The sequence below is a fragment of the Nonomuraea sp. NPDC050478 genome (genome assembly GCF_044458265.1).
Lineage (GTDB): Bacteria > Actinomycetota > Actinomycetes > Streptosporangiales > Streptosporangiaceae > Nonomuraea > Nonomuraea ferruginea.
Genome location: NZ_JBITHT010000003.1, coordinates 1,107,413 through 1,127,314, shown reverse-complemented (window position 1 = coordinate 1,127,314; position 19,902 = coordinate 1,107,413). Strand labels below are relative to the sequence as shown.

The 19,902-nt window shown below is 71.9% G+C and carries 16 protein-coding genes; 8 read left to right on the top strand and 8 right to left on the bottom strand.

Going from position 1 to position 19,902, the window contains the following annotated elements; all coding sequences use genetic code 11:
* Positions 1-22 precede the first annotated feature (22 nt).
* Together ACIBF7_RS19450 and ACIBF7_RS19445 are read left to right on the top strand one after the other, a co-directional pair.
* Positions 23-574, top strand: a complete 552-nt coding sequence (locus tag ACIBF7_RS19450) for a DUF1707 and DUF4870 domain-containing protein (RefSeq protein WP_261808380.1) — start codon at positions 23-25, stop codon at positions 572-574.
* 196 nt (positions 575-770) lie between these two features.
* Positions 771-1,973, top strand: a complete 1,203-nt coding sequence (locus tag ACIBF7_RS19445) for an RNA-guided endonuclease InsQ/TnpB family protein (protein WP_397197741.1) — start codon at positions 771-773, stop codon at positions 1,971-1,973.
* Positions 1,974-2,012: 39 nt separating this feature from the next.
* Here the strand turns inward: ACIBF7_RS19445 and ACIBF7_RS19440 are convergent, their stop codons facing one another.
* Positions 2,013-2,789, bottom strand: coding sequence for an alpha/beta fold hydrolase (locus tag ACIBF7_RS19440; RefSeq protein ID WP_397197740.1), 777 nt, complete (start codon positions 2,787-2,789; stop codon positions 2,013-2,015).
* 57 nt (positions 2,790-2,846) lie between these two features.
* Between ACIBF7_RS19440 and ACIBF7_RS19435 the strand changes: the two genes are divergently transcribed.
* Positions 2,847-3,311: a MarR family winged helix-turn-helix transcriptional regulator gene (locus ACIBF7_RS19435; protein ID WP_397197739.1), complete on the top strand. Its 465-nt coding sequence runs from the start codon at positions 2,847-2,849 to the stop codon at positions 3,309-3,311.
* A gap of 48 nt (positions 3,312-3,359) precedes the next feature.
* Here the strand turns inward: ACIBF7_RS19435 and ACIBF7_RS19430 are convergent, their stop codons facing one another.
* The 4 genes from ACIBF7_RS19430 to ACIBF7_RS19415 form a co-directional block, all read right to left on the bottom strand.
* Entirely contained in the window at positions 3,360-4,784 is a 1,425-nt protein-coding gene (locus ACIBF7_RS19430) for an arabinose isomerase (protein ID WP_397197738.1), read from the bottom strand.
* A gap of 14 nt (positions 4,785-4,798) precedes the next feature.
* Positions 4,799-5,704: a discoidin domain-containing protein gene (locus tag ACIBF7_RS19425; protein WP_271279189.1), complete on the bottom strand. Its 906-nt coding sequence runs from the start codon at positions 5,702-5,704 to the stop codon at positions 4,799-4,801.
* A 12-nt stretch (positions 5,705-5,716) separates the two neighbouring features.
* Positions 5,717-7,285, bottom strand: coding sequence for an alkaline phosphatase (locus ACIBF7_RS19420; RefSeq protein ID WP_271279190.1), 1,569 nt, complete (start codon positions 7,283-7,285; stop codon positions 5,717-5,719).
* 92 nt (positions 7,286-7,377) lie between these two features.
* The gene (locus ACIBF7_RS19415) at positions 7,378-8,163 is read right to left on the bottom strand and encodes a DeoR/GlpR family DNA-binding transcription regulator (RefSeq protein WP_271279191.1); all 786 of its coding nucleotides are present in this window, start codon (positions 8,161-8,163) and stop codon (positions 7,378-7,380) included.
* A gap of 214 nt (positions 8,164-8,377) precedes the next feature.
* Here ACIBF7_RS19415 and ACIBF7_RS19410 point away from each other — a divergent pair, with 214 nt between their 5' ends.
* The 4 genes from ACIBF7_RS19410 to ACIBF7_RS19395 are packed head-to-tail and all read left to right on the top strand — an operon-like array spanning position 8,378 to position 15,244.
* Positions 8,378-9,682, top strand: a complete 1,305-nt coding sequence (locus ACIBF7_RS19410; protein WP_271279192.1) for an extracellular solute-binding protein — start codon at positions 8,378-8,380, stop codon at positions 9,680-9,682.
* The gene (locus ACIBF7_RS19405; RefSeq protein WP_271279193.1) at positions 9,679-10,593 is read left to right on the top strand and encodes a carbohydrate ABC transporter permease; all 915 of its coding nucleotides are present in this window, start codon (positions 9,679-9,681) and stop codon (positions 10,591-10,593) included. The genes ACIBF7_RS19410 and ACIBF7_RS19405 overlap by 4 nt, the downstream gene beginning before the upstream one ends.
* On the top strand, positions 10,590-11,402 hold the full coding sequence (locus ACIBF7_RS19400) for a carbohydrate ABC transporter permease (protein ID WP_148030109.1): 813 nt from the start codon (positions 10,590-10,592) through the stop codon (positions 11,400-11,402). Before ACIBF7_RS19405 ends, ACIBF7_RS19400 begins: the two co-directional genes overlap by 4 nt.
* On the top strand, positions 11,399-15,244 hold the full coding sequence (locus ACIBF7_RS19395; RefSeq protein WP_397197737.1) for a hypothetical protein: 3,846 nt from the start codon (positions 11,399-11,401) through the stop codon (positions 15,242-15,244). Before ACIBF7_RS19400 ends, ACIBF7_RS19395 begins: the two co-directional genes overlap by 4 nt.
* On the opposite strand, the gene ACIBF7_RS19390 is transcribed toward ACIBF7_RS19395, so the two are convergent.
* Together ACIBF7_RS19390 and ACIBF7_RS19385 are read right to left on the bottom strand one after the other, a co-directional pair.
* A complete protein-coding gene (locus ACIBF7_RS19390) occupies positions 15,234-16,760 on the bottom strand; it encodes an ATP-dependent DNA ligase (protein WP_397197736.1) in 1,527 nt (508 codons plus the stop codon). The genes ACIBF7_RS19395 and ACIBF7_RS19390 overlap by 11 nt on opposite strands.
* 499 nt (positions 16,761-17,259) lie before the next feature.
* Entirely contained in the window at positions 17,260-17,634 is a 375-nt protein-coding gene (locus ACIBF7_RS19385) for an FKBP-type peptidyl-prolyl cis-trans isomerase (RefSeq protein ID WP_148030111.1), read from the bottom strand.
* A 67-nt stretch (positions 17,635-17,701) separates the two neighbouring features.
* Between ACIBF7_RS19385 and ACIBF7_RS19380 the strand changes: the two genes are divergently transcribed.
* Entirely contained in the window at positions 17,702-18,328 is a 627-nt protein-coding gene (locus ACIBF7_RS19380) for an SDR family oxidoreductase (protein ID WP_271279196.1), read from the top strand.
* A gap of 85 nt (positions 18,329-18,413) precedes the next feature.
* On the opposite strand, the gene ACIBF7_RS19375 is transcribed toward ACIBF7_RS19380, so the two are convergent.
* Positions 18,414-19,853 carry a GuaB1 family IMP dehydrogenase-related protein gene (locus ACIBF7_RS19375; protein ID WP_219550663.1) on the bottom strand — a complete coding sequence of 480 codons (1,440 nt, stop codon included), beginning with the start codon at positions 19,851-19,853 and terminating at the stop codon, positions 18,414-18,416.
* Positions 19,854-19,902: the final 49 nt, after the last annotated feature.

Here is a 19,902-nt window from a genome sequence, read left to right as displayed (position 1 = left end):
CACACCCTCGAGGCCGGGACAGGTGCCGCAGACTGAGCTGCGCGTCACCGACCAGGATCGGGAGCACGTCGTGGAGCACGTCAAGGCCGCCTACGCCGAAGGCCGCTTCGACAAGATCGAGTTCGACGACCGGCTGGAGCGCGCCATGACGGCGCGTACGCACGGCGACCTCATGCCGATCATGAGGGAGCTCTACGGCCCCAACGGCGTGCCCCGTTTCGCCGCGCCGCAGGCGCCCGCGCCCCGCTTCACGGCCGAGCCCGAGAGCAACGAGCGACTCGGCGCCTCGGCGGCCCACCTGCTGACCCTGGTCGGGTTCCCGATCATCGGGCCGCTCATCCTGATGCTGACGGCCGGCAAGACCTCGCCGTACATCCGGCGTCACGCGGTCGAGGCGCTCAACTTCCAGCTCACGATCACGGGGGCGTCCATCCTGCTCCCTATCACGATCATCGGTCTGGTGCTGGTGCCGGTCATCTGGGTGGTCGGCGTCGTCCTGTCCATCGTGGCGGGCGTCTCGGCCCTGTCGGGCGGCGACTACCGCTACCCGATGACGATCCGCCTGGTGAAGTGACCACCGTCGAAACGCCCGGCGAACGACCACGGACCCGCCTTCACGCGAAGGCGGGTTTTCCCTTTCCCGGCCGAGGCGCGCGGACGCGGTGTCACCGGACACCGACAGGCTGGAGGCCCCGTCCTTCAGGGCGGGGAGGAAAGCCGGAACGGCCGGACACTGCGGTCTCCCGGTTTTGTCGGTGGCGGTCGGTAGTTTGATCGGCGTATCCCGCTACCGGCTCCAGCCTTCGCCCGCCCAGGAGCAGGCACTGCTGGAGCACTGCGGGCACGCCGGGTATGTGTGGAATCTCGCGGTTGAGCAGCACGCTTGCTGGAAGCCGGGACGTAAGTCCGCGCCGGGGTTCGCCGAGCAGTGCCGCCAGTTGACCGAGGCGCGGGCAGCGTTCGCGTGGTTGCGCACCGGGTCGATCATCGTTCAGCAGCAGGCTCTGAAGGACTTCGCGCAGGTCATGGCGAACTACTTCGGCGGCACCCATCGGCGTCCGGCATGGCGCAGGCGTGGGCGGGGTGAGGGGTTCCGGATCGTCGCCGTCAAAGCGGGTGATGTGCGCCGCCTGTCCCGGCACGTGGGCGAGGTGAGGGTTCCGAAGGTGGGCTGGATCCGTTTCCGCTGGTCGCGCGCCGTCCCTGACGGGGTGAAGTCGTACCGCGTCACCCGCGACCGCGCCGGGCGGTGGCATGTGGCGTTCGCCGCCATCCCCGATCCCGTCCCGGCGCCGGGTACGGGCGAGGTCGTCGGCGTGGACCGGGGGGTGGCCGTGTCGGCCGCTTTGTCCACCGGAGAGATGCTGAACGCTCCCGGGCTGCGCGATACGGAGAAGGCGCGCCTTCGGCGGCTGCTGCGCAAGCTCGCCAGGGCCAGGCGCGGATCGAACCGGCGTGCCGAGGTCAAGGCCGCCATCGCCCGGGTGAAGGCGCGCGAGAGCGACCGGCGCGAGGACTGGGTGGAGAAGGTCAGTACGGGCCTCGCCCGGCGGTTCGGCGTGATCGCCGTCGAGGATCTGAAGATCGGTGCCATGGCCCGGTCGGCGCGCGGCACCGTGGACGCGCCGGGCCGCAATGTCCGGGCCAAGGCTGGGCTGAACCGGTCGATCATGGCCGCCGGATGGGGCGGTCTCGTCCGACGCCTGCAGGACAAGGCGCCCGGGCGGGTGGTGAAGGTCAATCCCGCGTACACGAGTCAGCGGTGCTCGGCGTGCGGGATCGTGGACCGGATAGCGCGTGAGAGCCAAGCGCGTTACCGGTGCCGGTCGTGTGGATACGTCTGCAACGCTGATGTGAACGCGGCCAGGAACATCGCATACGCGGCAGGGCATGCCGTGTCCGCGCGGGAAGGGCCACGGGTTGCCGGGCCGGTGCACCGCGAACCTCAACGCGACCTCCTCCTCGTGGGGTAGTTGCGGTTGGAATCCCCGTGCTTCAGCACGGGGAGGATGTCAAACGGTGAGCAGGAAGTCTCCGAGGATCCTGTTGAAGGCGTCCGGGCGTTCCATGTTGGGGTAGTGGGCGGCCCCGTCGATCGAGGTCGCGCGGCCGTCGGCCACCGCGCCGGCGAGGCGTTCCGCCATGCCGATGTGGTCGGGGGAGTCGGCGGCGCCGTTGACGGCCAGCACGGGGACGCCGATGGTGGGGACGCGTTCCCAGGTGTCGCGGACCGGGACGAGGTGGTCGGGCTCGCCGGCGCCGTGCTTGGACATGGTCTCCACGGCCATGCGGCGCAGGCGGCTCACGACCTGGGCATCGAGCTCGCCGAGCGAGCGGTGCGGCCCGGCGGCGAAGAGCATGAACCCCTCGACCGAGGCGTCCAGATCCCCGGCGGCCATCCCGGCGTGCCACGTGGCCATGGCCCTGGTGGTCCACGGGTCGGTGAAGTAGGGCTCGCTGGTCCCCGCCCCGCTGACGACCACGGCGCTGACCAGGTCGGGGTGCTCCAGCGCGGTGTCTACGGCGAGGGCGCCTCCCATGGAGACCCCCACGAGGATCGCGGGGCCGGTGTCCAGGTGGCGCAGCAGGGCGGCGAGGTCGTCGGTGAGCCGGTACGGCCCGGTGGCGTTGGCGGACCGGCCGTGGCCGCGGGCGTCGGGCGCGATGACGCGGTACTCCTCCGCGAACACCGGGATCTGGTCCTCCCACATGCGGTGGTCCAGGAAGCCGCCGTGCAGGAGGACGAGCGGGCGGCCGGTGCCGGTGTCGATCCAGAACAAGTCATCCATGACAACCAAGGTGTCATTCTGTGGCGAGAATGGCAACCCAGGTGTCATCATGGTGGAGTGAGTGAGACAGCGGTTCCCGGAGAGCTGCCCGACCGGCTCATCGAGGTGTTCGACCTCGTGGGGCCGCTCTACCGGCGTGCCCACCGCAAGGTGGAGCAGGACGCGCCCGTCGAAGGGCTGTCGGTCGGGGTCCGGGCCGTGCTCAACATGCTGCGCGAGCACGGGCCCATGACCGTCCCCCAGATGGGCCGGGCCCAGGCGCTGAGCCGCCAGTTCGTGCAGCGCATGAGCAACGACGCGGCCGTGCTGGGGCTGGTGGAGTTCGTCGCCAACCCAGCGCACAAGCGGTCCTCGCTCGTACGGATGACCGAGGCGGGCCGCGCCGCCATCACCGCCCTGATCGACCGCGAGCGCGCGATGCTGGCCCCGGTCGGCGAGCACGTGACCGGGGCCGAGGTCGACGCCTGCGTCCGCGTGCTCTCCAGCCTGCTCCGGCTCCTCGACGACGTGGAGGTCGACTGAGGCGTCGGTGTCCGGCGGGCTGGCCGCCCGCCGGACCCCGAGGGCGGGTCAAGGCTGGACGTGGACCAGGTCCGCGCCCAGGAGGTCGGCCGTGGCGCGCAGGTCCGCGGCCCGGTGACCGGTGCCCAGCGCCCAGTGGTGGGAGATGCCGGTGGCGCTCCACTCGTCGGTCCACTCGCCGGGGTCGCAGCCGAAGTCCACCCGGGAGGTGGTGTTGCCGATCCGCAGCAGCGGCCCGTCCACGACCTCGCCCTCCGAGACGACGAACCCGTAGCCGCCGTCACGCGCCTGGCGCAGCCCGAACACGGTGACCGGCCCGTGCTTGACGTCGAACTCGACCGACACGCCCCAGCCGCGCTTGCCGTGGTAGACGCCGAGCCCGCGCAGCAGCGGCTTGCGGGCGCTGATCGCCAGGTGGGCCGGGCCGTCGTGACCCATCTCGACGTGGCCGCGGTGGAAGTCGAGCGCCTGCAGCTCGGTGAACGAGCCGCCGGCGCCGAGCCGGTCCATGATGAGCATCGCCAGGCTGGTGCGCAGCTCGTACTCCCCGGCGGCCGGGATGCCGCGGGCGGTGAGCAGCGACGAGCCGAGGATCATGCCCGCGCCGAGCCGTTCGTGGATCTCGCCGTCGAGGCCGCGGTGGTAGTAGGCGAGGCTGTCCAGCTCGAAGTCCTCGACCAGCCGGTCCAGGCCGACGGACACCCGGGCCGCCCAGGCCAGGTCGTCGTCGTCGACGGAGGCGTCCAGCTCGAACACCTCGCGGGCGAGCTTGACGCGCTCGTCCGCGTCGCCGTCGGTCACCTTCTCCACGCGGACGCGCAGGTCGTCGAACTCCAGCACCTCCACGTGCCCGCCGAGGTTCGCGGTGACCAGGGTGAGGTCGGTCGCGACGTCCAGCATGCCGGGGTAGAGGTGGCCCATGAGGCCGTGCCGTCCCCGGCGCAGCGCGGCGCGCACACCGGCCGCCCGCACCCAGCGGCCGATCTTCTGCCACGCCCGCTCGTCCTCCAGGTAGCCCGACACCGAGCGGAACGGGATGCCGAGCCGGGTGAACGCGTTGGCCATCTCCGGCAGCGGGCACGCCCCGCAGTAGGCCAGCCACTGGCCGGTGTCGAAGGTGGCGTGGTCCATCGACTCGGTCGGCTGCAGGTTGATCAGCAGCATGGGGGCGCCGCTGCGCTGCGCGATCGGCGCCAGCATGGTGGCCGTCATGTACGTCGTGAGGAACCCGACGATGAGGTCGCAGCCGGCGGCCCTGAGCTTCTCGGCCGCGGCCGCGCCCTCCTGGGCGTCGGAGATGAAGCCGACGTCGACGATCTCGGCGTCGAACTCCCCCATCCGCTCCGACACGCGCGCGGCCGAGCGCTGGAGCTGGGGGAGGAGGTCGGGGAACTGCGGCCAGTACGCTCCCAGCCCTCCGGCCACCAGCCCCACCTTGACGCGGGGCGGGGTGATGCGGGTGAACGTGCTCATCGGAGCCTCCTTCGTCAACGGACCTCGACTTCGACGATCCGGGTGTAGTCGTTGGCGCCGTTCGAGGCGAGCGCCACGATGCGGACGGCGTCCGCGGTGACGGCCGCGAAACCGGACTGCACGGCGCCCGCGATGTTGCCGCGTACCTGGGCGACGGTCTGCCACTGGCCGGCCACCCGCGCCTGGACGTCCCAGTCGCGCAACCCGTAGCGCGCGGCCGGGTAGCGCTCGGAGTCGAGCGTGTACAGGTCCACGCGGGAGATCTGCCGGGCGCCGCCCAGCTCGACCGCGACGGTGTCGGGCCAGGAGCGGGAGGTGGCGTCGTTCCAGCCGTTGCCTCCGGCCCAGCCGCTGGAGGAGCGGTCGCCGTCCACGATGCTGCAGGCCGGGTAGTTGGCGTTGGCATGCTGGGAGGAGGCGGTGACCGGGCGGCGCAGCGCGTGGTTGCCGCCGTTGTCGAGGCTGTCCACGGAGACGACCTCGACCGGCACCTTCACGGTCTGCGACGGGGTCCGCAGACGCAGTTCGTACGAGCCTTCCGCGGTGCCGGGAGGCGGGGTGACGAGCAGTTTCGTGCGGACCTCGTAGCCCGGCGGCAGGTAGCTGGTCAGCATCGTGCGGGAGGCGGTGAGCGGCCGGTCGATCTCCATGTCCATGGTGGCGTACCGGGCCTTCTTGGCGTCGCTGCGCAGGCCGATGTCCACCCGGGCGGGGCAGGAGGGGTCGGCGCCGAGGAGGGCGACGATCCGGTCGGCGCCCGCGACGGGGGTGAGCTTGCCGGAGCCCTTGGCGGATCCCGGCTTGACCTTCATCAGCACCGCGGGCGGCGGCTCGGGGGTGGGAGCGGGGGCGGGGTCCCAGGCGGCGGCGGTGGTGAGCGTGAGGGCGGCGGCGGCCAGCGCGGCGGTGAGGTGACGCATGATCGGTCCTTCCTAGAGCGCGTTGAGGCCGGGGGCGCCGTCGAGGGTGACCAGGCTGGCCCTGGTGGACACGGGGGCGCCGGGCCGGTCCACGTACGGGATGACCTTGTAGTCGGCCCGCCACTGGTCGCGGGTGACCTCGCAGGAGACGTAGCCGCGCTGGTAGCTGGAGAACCTCAGGTGCGGGTTGACGGGGTCGCTGCCGCCGGGCGGCAGTCCGGTGTCCGGGTTGCCGTTGCCGCCGCTGGTGATCGAGGTGCAGACGAACTCCACGCCGACGGTGCGGGAGGACGGGTCGTCGAAGTTCTGCTTCAGCTCCCCGGCGAGGTTGTAGTGGATGTCGCCGGTCAGCACGACGGGGTTGCTCACCTGGCGGTCGACCATGCCGTTGACGACGCGGTCCTTGGCGGCCTTGTAGCCGTCCCAGAGGTCCATGCTGAGCTGCTGGGCGGGGCCGGGGTCGAAGTCGAGCTGGATCATGGCGATCTGCTGGGCGAGCACGTTCCACTTGGCGGGGGAGGCGGCCAGGCCGTCGAGCAGCCACGTCTCCTGCTCGGCGCCGAGCATCTGCCGCGCGGGGTCGAGACGCTCCTCGCAGCCGATCCGCTGGCCGTCGCCGCAGACCTGGTCGTCGCGGTACTGCCGGGTGTCGAGCACGTTGAACTCGGCCAGGTCGCCGAAGGTGAACCTGCGGTAGATCCGGGCGTCGGGGCCCTCCACGGGAGGCACCCTGACGGGCATGTTCTCCCAGAAGGCGCGGAAGGCGTTGGCGCGGATCACCAGGTAGTCCTGCTCGGTCACGTCGCCGCCGGGACCGTGCCGGCCGGCCCAGTTGTCGAGCACCTCGTGGTCGTCCCAGGTGACGATCCACGGCGCCCGGTGGTGGGCGGCCTGCAGGTCTGGGTCGCTCTTGTAGAGGCCGTACTGGATCCGGTAGCGGTCGAGGGTGTCGCACTGCACCCGGTACTGCTCGGGTACGGGGATGTCGCGGTTCCCGCCCGTCGGCCGGATGCCGTACTCGTAGAGGTAGTCGCCGAGGTGGAAGACCACGTCGGGGTTCTCGTCGGCGAGATGGCGGTAGGCGGTGTAGTAGCCGTCGGGCCAGGAGGCGCACGAGGCGAAGGCCAGCCGCAGGGAGTCCGGGCTGCTGCCGGGGGCCGGCGCGGTCTTGGTGCGGCCGGTGGGGCTGATCTCGCCGCCGGAGCGGAAGCGGTAGAAGTACTCGCGGCCCGGCTCCAGGCCCTTGGCGTCGATGTGGACGGAGTGGCCGTACTCGGGGCGGGCCCAGGCGGAGCCGTGGCGGGCTCGCCGGGTGAACCCCTCGTCCTCGGCGATCTCCCATTCGACCTTGAGCTTGGCGAACGGCAGCCCGCCGAGTGGCTGTAACGGTTCGGCCGCCAGGCGCGTCCAGAGGATGACCCGGTCGGGCAGCGGGTCCCCGGAGGCGACGCCCAGCCGGAAGGGGTAGTCACCCTTCACGGCGGCCTGCGCGGTCCAGGGGTCGGCCAGGTCGGTGGTGAAGGCGAGGGCGAGTGCGGAGCCGCCGAGCCCAAGGAAAGATCGTCGCGAGGGACGGTGCATGTTGCTTCCTAAGGTGGGGGGCGAAAGCCCTCACTTTGTAGCAAGATGCAATCGTTTTAACAAGCCTCAAGTTACAAATAACAGCTTCGGCGTTACAACTGCGCCACCTCGACGTGCGCGTGGTGGTCGCGGAGCCGTTGGAGCAGGTCGGCGGGGGCGTTGGCGTCGACCACCACGACGTGGAAGTCGTCCAGCGGAGCCACCCGGTGCAGCGCCACCCGGGCCAGCTTGGAGCCGTCGACGGCGAGGATGCGCCGAGTGCCCGAGCCCAGCATCGCCCGCTTGACCAGCACGATCTCCTGCTCCTGGTGGAAGGCGTACTTCTCGGAGATGGCCGAGGTCGAGACCACCACCACGTCGGTGCTCACCGCCTCGACCGCGTCGACGCAGCCGAGACCGAGAAAAGAGTCATGCGTGGCGTGATATTCGCCGCCGAGCGCGATGAGCCGGATGTCGGGATGGCCGGCCAGGAGCCTGATGGCCTCCAGGAAGTTGGTCACCACGGTCAGCGGGGCGAGCTCCTGCAGCTGGCGGGCCACGGCCAGCGCGGTGGTGGAGTCGTCGAGCATGACCGAGCTGCCCGGCTCGATCATGCCCGCCACCACGCGCGCGATGGCGTCCTTCTCCGCCGTGTGGGCCTTGAGCCGGTAGGCGATGTTGCTCTCCCACACGTTGCTGGCCTGCGCGGTGGCCCCGCCGCGGACCTTGCGCACCATCCCCTGGCGCTCCAGCTCGTCGAGGTCGCGGTGGACGGTCATCACGCTGACCCCGAAGCTCTCGGCGAGCTCGGTCACGGAGACGGAGCCCTGGCGCACGATGTGCTCGGCCATGCCCTGCCATCGCGCTGACCTGCTGGAGGTGTGGGGCCGCGACTTCACCTGAGTCTCCACCTGCTCGGAGGGCTGCGAATTCTACTCTTGACACCCAACTTGGGCGACTCGTAGTCTCCCGGCATCTCTCAGATTTAACAAGTTTGATTGGTAAGTTAACAAACTCGCGGCCCGCCCGTTCTTCGCGCAGCCGTCGTTAAAACGTTCGCATCGGCTACCACCTCCCGGGGATCACAACCCTCCGCACGACCGAGGAGAGACAATGACCGACCTGCTGCGTGAGGCCCGGCTGAGCCGGGGGAACTTCCTGCGCATGATGGGCGGCCTGGCCGCCGCCACCCTCGTCACCGCCTGCTCCACCCGCCCCGAGACCACGACCACGACCACCGGCGGGCAGAGCACGACCGAGTTGAAGTTCATCGGCGTGTCCGACCAGAAGGCGCCGATGGACAAGCTGGCGGCCGCCTACCAGCAGGCTCGGCCGTCGGTGCGGATCGCCGCCTCGTACGCCCCCACCGACCAGGTGCAGACGTCGGTGCGCACCCAGCTCGGCGCCGGGAACGCTCCCGACCTGTACGTCGTGTACCCCGGCAACGGCAGCGCGATGTCGATGACCCAGATCGCCCAGGCCGGGCTGCTGGCCGACCTGTCGGCCCAGGCGTGGACGAAGACCATCCCCGAGGGCTTCAAGCCCGCCTTCCAGCTCGACGGCAAGACCTACATCCACTCGGCGGGCTCGTCGGTCATCGGCGCCGTCTACAACAAGAAGGTGTTCCAGAAGGCCGGCGTCGAGGAGCCGCCGGCCACCTGGAGCGAGTTCCTGTCGGTCTGCGACAAGCTGAAGAAGGCCGGCGTGGTGCCCATCGCGCTGGGCGCGCAGACCCCGTGGGTCACCCAGCTCATCACCTACGCGCTGGTGCCCTCCACCGTCTACGCCAAGGACCCGGCCTTCGACGACAGGCAGCTCGCCGGGCAGGCCACCTTCGCCGACTCCGGCTGGCGCCAGGCCATGGAGATGTACCTGGAGCTGCAGAAGCGCGGCTTCTTCAACGACAACGTCAACGGCACCACGTTCGAGCAGCAGACCTCCATGGTCGCCTCGGGCAAGGCCGCCATGGCCGTGCAGGTGTCGGCCGTGCTGCCCGACTTCCGCAAGGCCGCCTCCGCGCCGGACGACCTGTCGATGTTCCCGCTGCCCGGAGCCGACCAGGCGTCCGAGGTGTGGATCCCGGCGGGCGTCGTGGTCGGGCTCGGCGCGAACGCCAAGGGCGAGCGCGTCGAGGAGGCCAAGGCGTTCGTCGACTTCCTCGGCAAGCAGGAGAACATCAACGCCTGGGCCGAGGCCATCGCCGCCATCCCGCTCACCCAGGACGCCTCCTCCAAGGTCGACCCGGCGGTGGAATCGTTCCTGCCGTTCACCAAGGACCGGGCGGTGCCGTTCATGGACCAGCGCTGGCCCAACGCCGAGGTGCAGCCGGTGCACTTCGCGGTGGTCCAGGAGCTGCTCGCCGGCAAGTCCACGATCGACGAGGCTCTGAAGAAGATGGACGAGGCGTACCGGAAGTGACCCCCCTGACTGCCTTCCGCGCCCGCGCCGCCCGCGTCGCGGGGCGGCGGCGGGTCAGCGCGGATGCTCCGCCCTGGCTGTTCGCCGCGCCCGCGCTGCTGGTCTACGCGCTGGTGGTGCTCTATCCCGCGGCGAGCGGCGTGGTGTACGCGTTCACCGACTGGAGCGGGATCGGCCAGGACATGTCGTTCGTGGGCCTGGCCAACTTCCGCACGCTGCTCGGCGACGAGCAGGCCCTGGGCTCCATCGGCAACACGCTGCTGCTCACCGTGGCGGTCGTGTTCGTGCAGAACGCCGTCGGCCTGCTGCTGGCGCTCGGCGTGCACGCGAAGCTGAAGAGCCGGGCGCTGCTCCGGGTGATCTTCTTCGCCCCTGTCGTGGTCAGCCCGGTGATGGTGGCGTTCCTGTGGAAGTACATCTACAACCCCGACCCCACCGCGGGGCTGAACGGCCTGCTCGGGCTGCGCGTGGACTGGCTGGGCGACCCGTCGGTGGCGCTGTGGTCGATCGCCGGCATGGTCGTGTGGCAGTACGCCGGATATTCCATGGTCATCTTCCTGGCCGGGCTGGAGGGCGTGCCCAAGGAGCTGCACGAGGCCGCCATGATCGACGGCGCGGGCACGTGGCAGCGCTTCCGGTACGTCACCTGGCCCCTGCTGGCCCCCGCCGTGACGATCAACCTGATGCTGTCCACGATCGGCGGGCTCAAGTTGTTCGACCAGGTCTTCGCGGCCACGAACGGCGGCCCCGGCTACGCCACCGAGACGCTGTCGACGGTGCTCTACAAGCAGGCGTTCGTGTTCGGCAAGTTCGGCTACAGCACGGCGATCGCGCTGGTGCTCGCCCTGTTCGTGGCGGCCGTCTCCCTCGTCCAGGTCTACTACCTGCGCAACCGCGAGGTGACCGTATGAGAAGGACCTTCCTGCTCGAGATCGTGATGATCGCGGCAGCGGTGGCGTTCATGTTCCCCGTCTACACGCTGGTGTCGCTGTCGCTGAAGGACCCCGCGCAGATCTCGCAGTCGCCGCTGGCCCTGCCGGACCCGCCCACGGCCGACAACTTCGCCAGCGCGTGGACGGCCGCGGCCCTGGGCCCCTCGCTGGTGAACAGCACGGTCATCACGGTGGTCAGCCTGGTGGCGCTCATCGCGCTCGGCTCGTTCGCGTCGTACTTCCTGGCCCGGGTGAAGACCCGCCTCGGGTACGGGCTCTACATCCTGTTCCTGCTGGGCATCGTGCTGCCGTTCCAGCTCGGCATGATCCCGCTCTACCAGCTGGTGACCGAGCTCGGGCTGATCGGCACGCACGCCGGGATGATCCTCTTCTACACCGGCATCCAGCTGCCCTTCACCGTATTCCTCTACACGGGCTTCATCCGGGCGCTGCCCCGCGACTACGCCAGCGCCGCCCAGATCGACGGCGCCTCGCACCTCGTGGCGTTCACCCGGGTCGTCTTCCCGCTGCTGCGGCCCATCACCGGCACGGTGCTGATCCTCAACGCCGTCTTCATCTGGAACGACTTCTTCACGCCGCTGATCTACCTCGGCGGCTCCGGCTACGAGACGGTCCCGGTCAGCGTCTTCGCCTACGTGGGCCAGTACGTCTCCCAGCACGGCCTGGTCTTCGCCGGCCTGGTGCTCGGCGCGCTGCCGATCGTGCTGGTGTTCCTGGCGCTGCAGCGCTACGTCATCAAGGGCTTCGCGAGCGGACTCAAGGGATGAACGTCCACGACCTGCTGCGGGAGCCGCCCCCGGAGTTCTCCCCGGCCGCCATCTGGTGGTGGAGCGGGGAACCGCTGCGCCGCGACCGGCTGCGCTGGCAGATGGAGCGCCTGGTCGCGGGCGGGGTGCGGAACCTGGTGATCCTCAACCTGGCGCCCTCGGGGCCGACGTTCGGCGCCGACGCCGACGACCCGCCCTTCATGTCGGACGCGTGGTGGGAGCTGCTCGACGGGGTCTGCGCCGACGCCGCCGAGCTGGGCGCCCGCCTGTGGTTCTACGACCAGCTCGGCTTCTCCGGCGCCGATCTGCAGGCGCGGCTGGTGGCGGAGCGCCCGGAGTTCGCCGGCCAGTGGCTGGCCCCCGACGGCTCCCTGACCTCGCGCGGTTTCGACTACCTGTCGCCCGAGGCGTGCGCGGTGCTGCTCGACAAGGTGCACGGCGAGTTCGAGCGGCGGGTGGGACACTGGTTCGGCCGGGTGATCGCCGGGTCCTTCCAGGACGAGCTGCCCACCCTGCCCACCTGGTCGGCCCGCTTCGCCGAGGAGCACCTGGCCCGCCGCGGCGAGCCGTTCACGATCGAGGACCCCGACTGGCTGGCCTACCAGCGCACCCGCGCCGAGCTCGCCGAGGAGGCGTTCTTCCGGCCGCTGGCGCGCTGGCACGAACGGCACGGCCTGCTGAACGGCTGCGACCAGCAGGACCCGGCCCGCGCCGGACACCCGGTGGCAGGCGTGCAGCTGTACGCCGACTACGCCGGCACCCACCGCTGGTTCGGCGCGCCCGGCTCCGACCACCACGGCGACGCCCGCCTGCACGCCTCGCTCGCCCACCTGTACGGCAGACCGCGCACCTGGATCGAGGCCTTCCACTCCAGCGGGTGGGGCGGCACGCTGGAGGAGACCCTCGACTGGCTGCTGCCCTGGCTGCGGGCCGGCGCCACCCTCTACAACCCGCACGCCGTCTACTACACGACCCGGCGCGGCTGGTGGGAGTGGGCGCCGCCGTCCACCGACTGGCGTCAGCCCTACTGGCGTCACCACCGCGTCTTCGCCGACGCGGTCACCCGTCTGTGCGCGGCCCTGTCGCAGGGCCGCCACGCCTGCGACGTCGCCGTGCTGCTGCCCACCGCCACCGCCCAGGCGGGCACCGGGACGGGCCACGTGGACGCGGCCGCCGCCCGCGCCGACGAGGTCTACCGGGAGATCGTCGGCGACATGGCGTGGTTCGCCATCCGCCCCGGCGTCCTCGACCGGCTCGGCCTCGACGCCGACGTCATCGACGAGGACTCGGTACGGCGGGCGACCGTCGCGGACGGTCGCCTCACGGTGTCCACCGAGGCCTACCGCGCGATCATCCTGCCCGCCGTCACGGAGCTGGACCAGGACGTCGCCACCAGGCTCGCCGACTTCGCCGCGGCCGGCGGCCTCCTCATCACCGTAGGCGACCCCCCGCAGTCTCTCCTCGACGCCCACCCGGCCCGCCCCGCGGCGGCCTCGGCCGGATCTCGGGACCTCTCTTCGGGTACGGGCGCCGCTCCTGCGGCGACCCCGGCCGGGTTCAAGGACGTCTCCTCCGGTACGGGCGCCGCTCCTGCGGCGGCCTCGGCCGGATCTCAGGATGTTTCTTCCGGTACGGGCACGGCGGCTCCTGCGGCGACCCCGGCCGGGTTCAAGGACGTCTCCTCCGGTACGGGCGCCGCTCCTGCGGCGGCCTCGGCCGGATCTCAGGATGTTTCTTCCGGTACGGGCACGGCGGCTCCTGCGGCGACCCCGGCCGGGTTCAAGGACGTCTCCTCCGGTACGGGCGCCGCTCCTGCGGCGGCCTCGGCCGGATCTCAGGGCGTCTCCTCCGGTACGGGCGCGGACGGTTCCGCGCGGTCCTGGGGGCTCTTCTCCGGCGTGGGCGGGGTTCGTCGTGTGGCGACTCCTGCCGGGCTGGGGGAGGCGCTGGCGGAGTTGCAGCGTCGGGTCGAGGCGCCGGTTCCGGCGCTGGTGCGTGAGACCGGCGATGCCACGCTGGTGTTCCTGACGGCCGCACACCCCATGGCCAGCAGGATCAGCGTGGGCCGGCCCGACGAGCGCGGTGTGGACCTCGGCTGGCTGGACGCCGCCATCGACTTCGACCCAGCCAGGTACGCCCGCGACATGCGGATCACCGTCAGGGGCGTCTCGGGCACGCCGCTGCTGGCCCGCCTCTTCGACGGCGGCGAACCCCGCCCGCTCCCGCACACCCGCCACGGGGACGCCGTGGAGGTCGTGGTGCCGTTCGACGACGGCCCCGCCGCGCTGCTCGTGTTCGACGGCACCCCGGCCGAGCCCGTGCCGGCCGCGCCCCCGTACCCGGTCGAAACCGATCTCGGTGAGGAGTGGGAGGCCGAACTGGTCCCCACCCTGGACGACACCTGGCACGACTTCGGCGGCGGCGCGACGGTCGAGCGCTGGACGTTGCGGACGCCGGAGGGGGAGGCGGTGCACGTCACGTTCGGGCCCCGGGGGGAGCAGCGGGTCGGCGACGGCCCCTGGACCCCGTCGGTGTGGTCGCTCTCCCGGGGGCTGCGCAAGGATCCCGTGCACCGGGACACGCTCGGCCCCAAGGGCCGGGTGCCGGCCGAGTTCCTCGCCTTCGGCAGGGTCACGGCGGGCGCCGAGGCCCGCTTCCGTACCCTGCTCACCGTGCCGCAGGGACGGCCCGCCTGGCTCGCGGTAGGGGCCGGGGCGGAGAAGGCTCTGTGGCTCGACGGCGAGCGGATCCCGCTGGACGACCGCGGCTACGCCGCCGTGACGGCGGCGCCCGTCACAGCCGGCGAGCACCTGCTGGAGCTGCGGCTGACGCCTGAGGAGGAGCTCGACCTGCGCGCCTACGTCTGCCTGGTCGCCGATCCCGCCGACGCCGCCGTCCCGGAGTGGATCGCCGGGACGCCGCTGGAGACCACCGTCAACCTCGGGGACGGGCCGTACGAGCTGCTCCAGGTCGCCTCGACCGCGTACTGCCGGGTCCTGGTCAACGGGCGGGAGGCGGGCAGGCAGGGCGGCTTCGACCCGTACGCGGAAGCGGACATCCCCAGGGTGCGCCGTTACGACGTCGCGCACCTGCTGCACCCTGGCGCCAACACGGTCCGCGTGGAGTCCGGCGGCTGGGTGCTGGTGGACGGGCTGGCGGTGTCCGGCCCCGGATGGTCAGGGGACGTCCGGGTCCGGCGCCGCCAGCACGGCGACCCTCCCGCCCTCCACCTCTGGCCCCGCCCCCACCCGCTGCCGGAGGCCGGCTGGCTCGACGGTCGCCCGGTCGCGCTGCCCGCCGGATTCGCCGTGCCGGGCGCGCGCCCTCGTACGGAGGTCTTCCTCGTGGACGCGCCGCCCGGCGCGAGCGGCGTCGAGGCCGGCGGGGCCCGGGCGCGCTGGACGGAGGACGGCGCGGTCGAGCTGCACGCCGTCACGGCTCCGGGAGCCCAGGGCGGAGCCGTCTTCACCGGCCCGGTGCGGTTCACCTGCGGACCGGGCCGGATGCGGCTGGGCGACTGGGAGGAACGCGGCCTCGCCGGATACAGCGGCGGTGTCCGCTACCGCACCACCGTCACTGCGCGTTCCGGGCCGGGCGTGCTCGACCTCGGCAGGGTCAGGGGCACGGCGGAGGTGACGGTGAACGGGCGTCCGTGCGGGATCAGGGTGTGCTCGCCGTACGCCTTCGACGTCGACCTGGACGACGGCGACAACGTGGTGGAGATCCTCGTCCTCGGCACGCTCGGGCCCTATCTCGACGAGGTCAGCCCCACCCACTTCGTCTTCGCCGGCCAGCGCGTCAGCGGCCTCTTCGGGCCCGTACGGCTGCGTACTAGATCATGAGGGCGCGGACCGTCTCGACCGTGTCGGCGTCCTCGGCGCGCTTGTCGGGGCGGTAGCGCAGGACCCTGGCGAAGCGGAGGGCCATGCCGCCCGGATAGCGGGGCGACCGCTGCACGCCGTCGAAGGCGACCTCCACCACCAGCTCGGGGCGGACGTGGACCGTCCACTCCGTGGTGGGGCCGTCGGCGAGCGCCAGGAAACGCTCCGTCTGCCAGGCGAGCAGCTCGTCGGTCAGGCCCTTGAAGGTCTTGCCGAGCATGACGAACCCGCCCGTCTCCGGGTCGCGGGCGCCGAGATGGAGGTTGGACAGCTTGCCCTCGCGGCGGCCGTGGCCCCACTCGGCGGCCAGGACCACCAGGTCGAGCGTGTGGCGGGGCTTGACCTTGATCCAGCCCGCGCCGCGCCGGCCGGCCACGTAGGGGGACGACAGCGCCTTGACCACCAGCCCTTCGTGGCCGGCCTTCACCACCTCGGCGAAGAACCGCTCCGCCTCCGCCACGTCGGCGGTGACGAGGCGCGGGGTGAGCAACGGCGGGGGAACGGTGGCCGCGAGCCTCTCCTGGCGGGCCGCGTACGGGAGATCGAGCAGGTCGGCGCCCTCGACCCGGAGCGCGTCGAAGAAGAAGACGCTCAGCGGCGTCTCCGCGCGCAGGCGATCGATATCGATCTTGCTGCCGGTGCGGGCGGCCGTCACCTGGAAGGGGTGCGGGCGGCCGTCGGGGCGGAGCGCGATCACCTCGCCGTCGAGCACCGCGTCTTCCACGGGGAGCGCCAGCACGGCCTCCACCAGCTCGGGGACCCGCGAGGTGAGGTCGTCGAGGGTACGGGTGAAGACCCTGACCTCCGAGCCCGAGCGGTGGGCCTGGACGCGGATGCCGTCGAGCTTCCACTCCAGCGCGGCGGGGGCGCCCGCCTTCGCCAGGGCGGCGGCGACGCCGGGGGCGCTGCCGGCGAGCATGGGCGAGACCGGGCGGCCCACCTCCAGCCGGAACTCCTTCAGGCGCGGCACGCCGCCCGCCAGCGCCGCCGCCCCGACCGCGGGCAACCAGCCGCGGAGCGTGAGCGCCCGGCGCACGTCGGCCGAGGGCGCCCCGGACGCCTTGGCGACCGCCTCGATCATCACGCCGTCGAGCGCGCCCTGCCGCAGCTCGCCGCCGAGCAGCTTGAGCATGAAGGTCTGCTCCTGGCTGGTCAGGCCGGCGAACAGCTCGTGCACCAGCGCCTTGCGGGCGGCCTGTGAGCCCTGGCCGGACACCGATTTGATCTTGGTGAGCAGGGCGTCGACGTCGGTCAGCGTGGCGGTCGCGGCCAGCTTCGGGCCGGGCAGGTCCTGGAGGGAGCGCCAGCCCACGCCGATCTGGCGCTGCGGCAGCTCACCCGACAGGTAGGCGATGGCGATCTCCGCCTCACCCGGGCCGACCCGGCCGAGCAGCTCGGCCAGATGGCCGATCTTCCCCAGCCGCGCGGGCGTGCGCGCCACCGCCTCGGACACCCGGACCACGTCGATCAGTAGCACACCGCTATCGTGCCTCACCACCACGACATTTCCGCAATCCCCCTTCGATTCGGCCCCCCGGAAGGGCGCGCGAATCCCGTACGAGAAAGAAAAGAAGCACCTCACCGACCCCGGGAAGAACCCCGGCGAACGTACCCGGAGTCGGGATCTCGGGCGGATGTGGCGGACCCGGGGGAGAAGGCTCCGAGGTGGCGAGTGGCATCACCGGACGCGGGAAGCCGGGGATGTGGGGGATCCTGGCGGTCTGCTCGGAGTCGGGACACCGGGGGATAGGGCACTGAGGAGGCGTCACCGGACGCGGAGGACGGGGACGTGCGCGGTGGCCGGAGGACCGCAGCGGTCGTGCCCGGACGCTGGGGCCGGGGACGTGCGCGGTGGCGGGAGGACCGCGGCGGTCGTGCCCGGGACGTGGTGAATAGCCCGGCGGGTGATGTCGTGAAGCTTCGGGTGGAGGACGTAGGCTCCCGGCGGGTGGGCCGGGAGCCGGGGGGTCGGCGGGTCAGCTGACGCCGAGGAGGTCCACGACGAAGATGAGGGTCTCGCCGGGCTTGATGCGGGCGCCCGCACCGGCGTTCCCGTAGCCGAGGTGCGGCGGGATGACGAGCTTGCGGCGGCCGCCCACCTTCATGCCGGCGACGCCCTGGTCCCAGCCCGCGATCACACGCCCGCCGCCCAGCGGGAACTGGAACGCCTGGCCGCGGTTCCAGGACGCGTCGAACTCCTCGCCGGTGGAGAAGGCGACGCCGACGTAGTGGACGCTGACCTGATGGCCGGGCTTGGCCTCGGGACCGTCCCCGACGACGATGTCCTCGATCTCCAGGTCGGCGGGCGGGTTGCCGCCCGGGAAGTCGATCTCCGGCTTCGAGAGTGCCACGAAGTGCTCCTGTTGACGATGGCAATGAACCCGACGACTCTACGCGGTCGGGATATGGTCGGCTTCCATGACCGCCCCGACACCCGACGCGATCCTGCTCGACGGGCGCGTGGCGGTGGTCGCGGGGGCGGCGCGCGGGGCGGGACGGGCGATCGCCGAGGCGCTGGCGGTGTTCGGGGCGCGGGTGGCGGCGTGCGACCGTGACCGGCCGCGGGGTGATCTGGCGATGACGGTGAGGCCCGGCGACGCGATGGCGGCGGAGGTGTTCGCGCGGGCGGTGGCCGACCGGTGGGGCCGGGTGGATGTGCTGGTGACGAGCGCCGGCGGCTTCGACGAGCCGGCCGCGAGCGACGAGCGGGCGGTGTTCGAGGAGCACTTCGGCCAGGTCACGGAGCTGATCCGGCGGATGCTGCCGCTCATGCGCGCGGGCGGCGCGATCATCAACGTGAGCTCGGGCGAGGCCCGGCGGGCGGCGGTGTACGGGGCGATGAGGGCGGCCCTGGAGAGCCTCACCGCGACGCTGGCCGTGGAGCTGGCGCCGCGCGGGATCCGGGTCAACGCGATCGCGCTCGGCGGGCCGCCTCCCGGGGGGAAGCGGCCCGCGGAGGAGGCGGCCGGCGCGGCCGTCTTCCTGGCCGGCGACCTCGCCAGATCAGTCACCGGCACGACCGTACGGGTGACGACGACCGGCTGATGGCCGGACCGGCGGGTCGTCCGCACGACCGCGTGGGTGACCACGATCGGCTGATCACCGTACGACCGCGCGGGTACCACGAGGGTCACCAGCTGATGTGGACCGGCATGCCCTCCGAGTAGCCCGAGGAGCTCTGGACGCCGACGACGGCGCGCTCGTGGAACTCCTCCAGCGTGGTCGCCCCCGCGTACGTGCACGCGGAGCGCAGCCCGGCCACGATCGCGTCGATCTGGTCCTCCACGCTGGGCCGGCGCGGGTCCAGGTACATGCGCGAGGTGGAGATCCCCTCCTCGAACAGCGCCTTCCTGGCCCGGTCGAACGGGCTGTCGTCGGCGGTGCGCAGCCGGACGGCGCGCGCGGACGCCATCCCGTAGTTCTCCTTGTACTTACGCCCGTCGGCGTCGGTGTGGGCGTCGCCCGGCGACTCGTACGTGCCGGCGAACCACGAGCCGACCATCACGTTGGCCGCCCCCGCCGCCAGGGCCAGCGCCACGTCGCGGGGGTGGCGGACGCCGCCGTCGGCCCACACGTGGCGGCCGAGCCTGCGCGCCTCGGCGGCGCACTCCAGCACGGCGGAGAACTGCGGCCGGCCCACCCCGGTCATCATCCTGGTGGTGCACATGGCGCCCGGCCCGACGCCGACCTTGACGATGTCGGCGCCCGCGTCGACCAGGTCGCGCACGCCGGCGGCGGTGACCACGTTGCCGGCCGCGACGGGCACGTGCGGCCCCAGCGCGCGCACCGCACGCAGCGCGGTGGCCATCTTGTCCTGGTGCCCGTGGGCCGTGTCGACGACCAGGCAGTCGACGCCGGCTTCGAGCAGTTCCTTGGCCTTGGCCGCCACGTCGCCGTTGACCCCGACGGCGGCGGCGACGCGCAGCCTGCCGCGGGAGTCCACGGCCGGCTGGTAGAGGGTGGCGCGCAGCGCGCCGGTACGGGTGAGGATGCCGACCAGGCGGCCCGACTCGTCGACGATGGGGGCCAGCCGGTGGCGCCCGTCGTGCAGCCGGTCGAACGCCTCGCGCGGGGCGAGCCCGGCGGGCAGCGTGAGCAGCTCGCTGGACATCACCTGGGCGAGCTGGGTGTACATGTCGACGCCCTGGCAGTCGGCCTCGGTCACCACGCCGACGGGGCGGTTCTCCCAGTCGACGACGATGACGGCGCCGTGCGCGCGCTTGGGCAGCAGTTGCAGCGCCTCGCCGACGGTGTCGTGCGGGGTGAGCACGAGCGGGGTGTCGTGGACGAGGTCGCGCTTCTTCACCCAGTCGACCACGTCCGCGACGACGTCGAACGGGATGTCCTGGGGGATCACCACGATGCCGCCGCGGCGGGCGACGGTCTCGGCCATGCGCCGTCCGGCGACCGCGGTCATGTTGGCCACGACGAGCGGGATCGTGGTGCCGGTGCCGTCGTGCGTGGACAGGTCGACTTCGAGCCGGGACCCGACGGAGGAGCGGGACGGCGTCATGAAGACGTCGCTGTAGGTCAGGTCGTACGGCGGCGCCATGCCGTTGAGAAATTTCACGTTCATCCATCTTATGAGGTGACTGCTTCTACCAAACATTTCCCCCTTT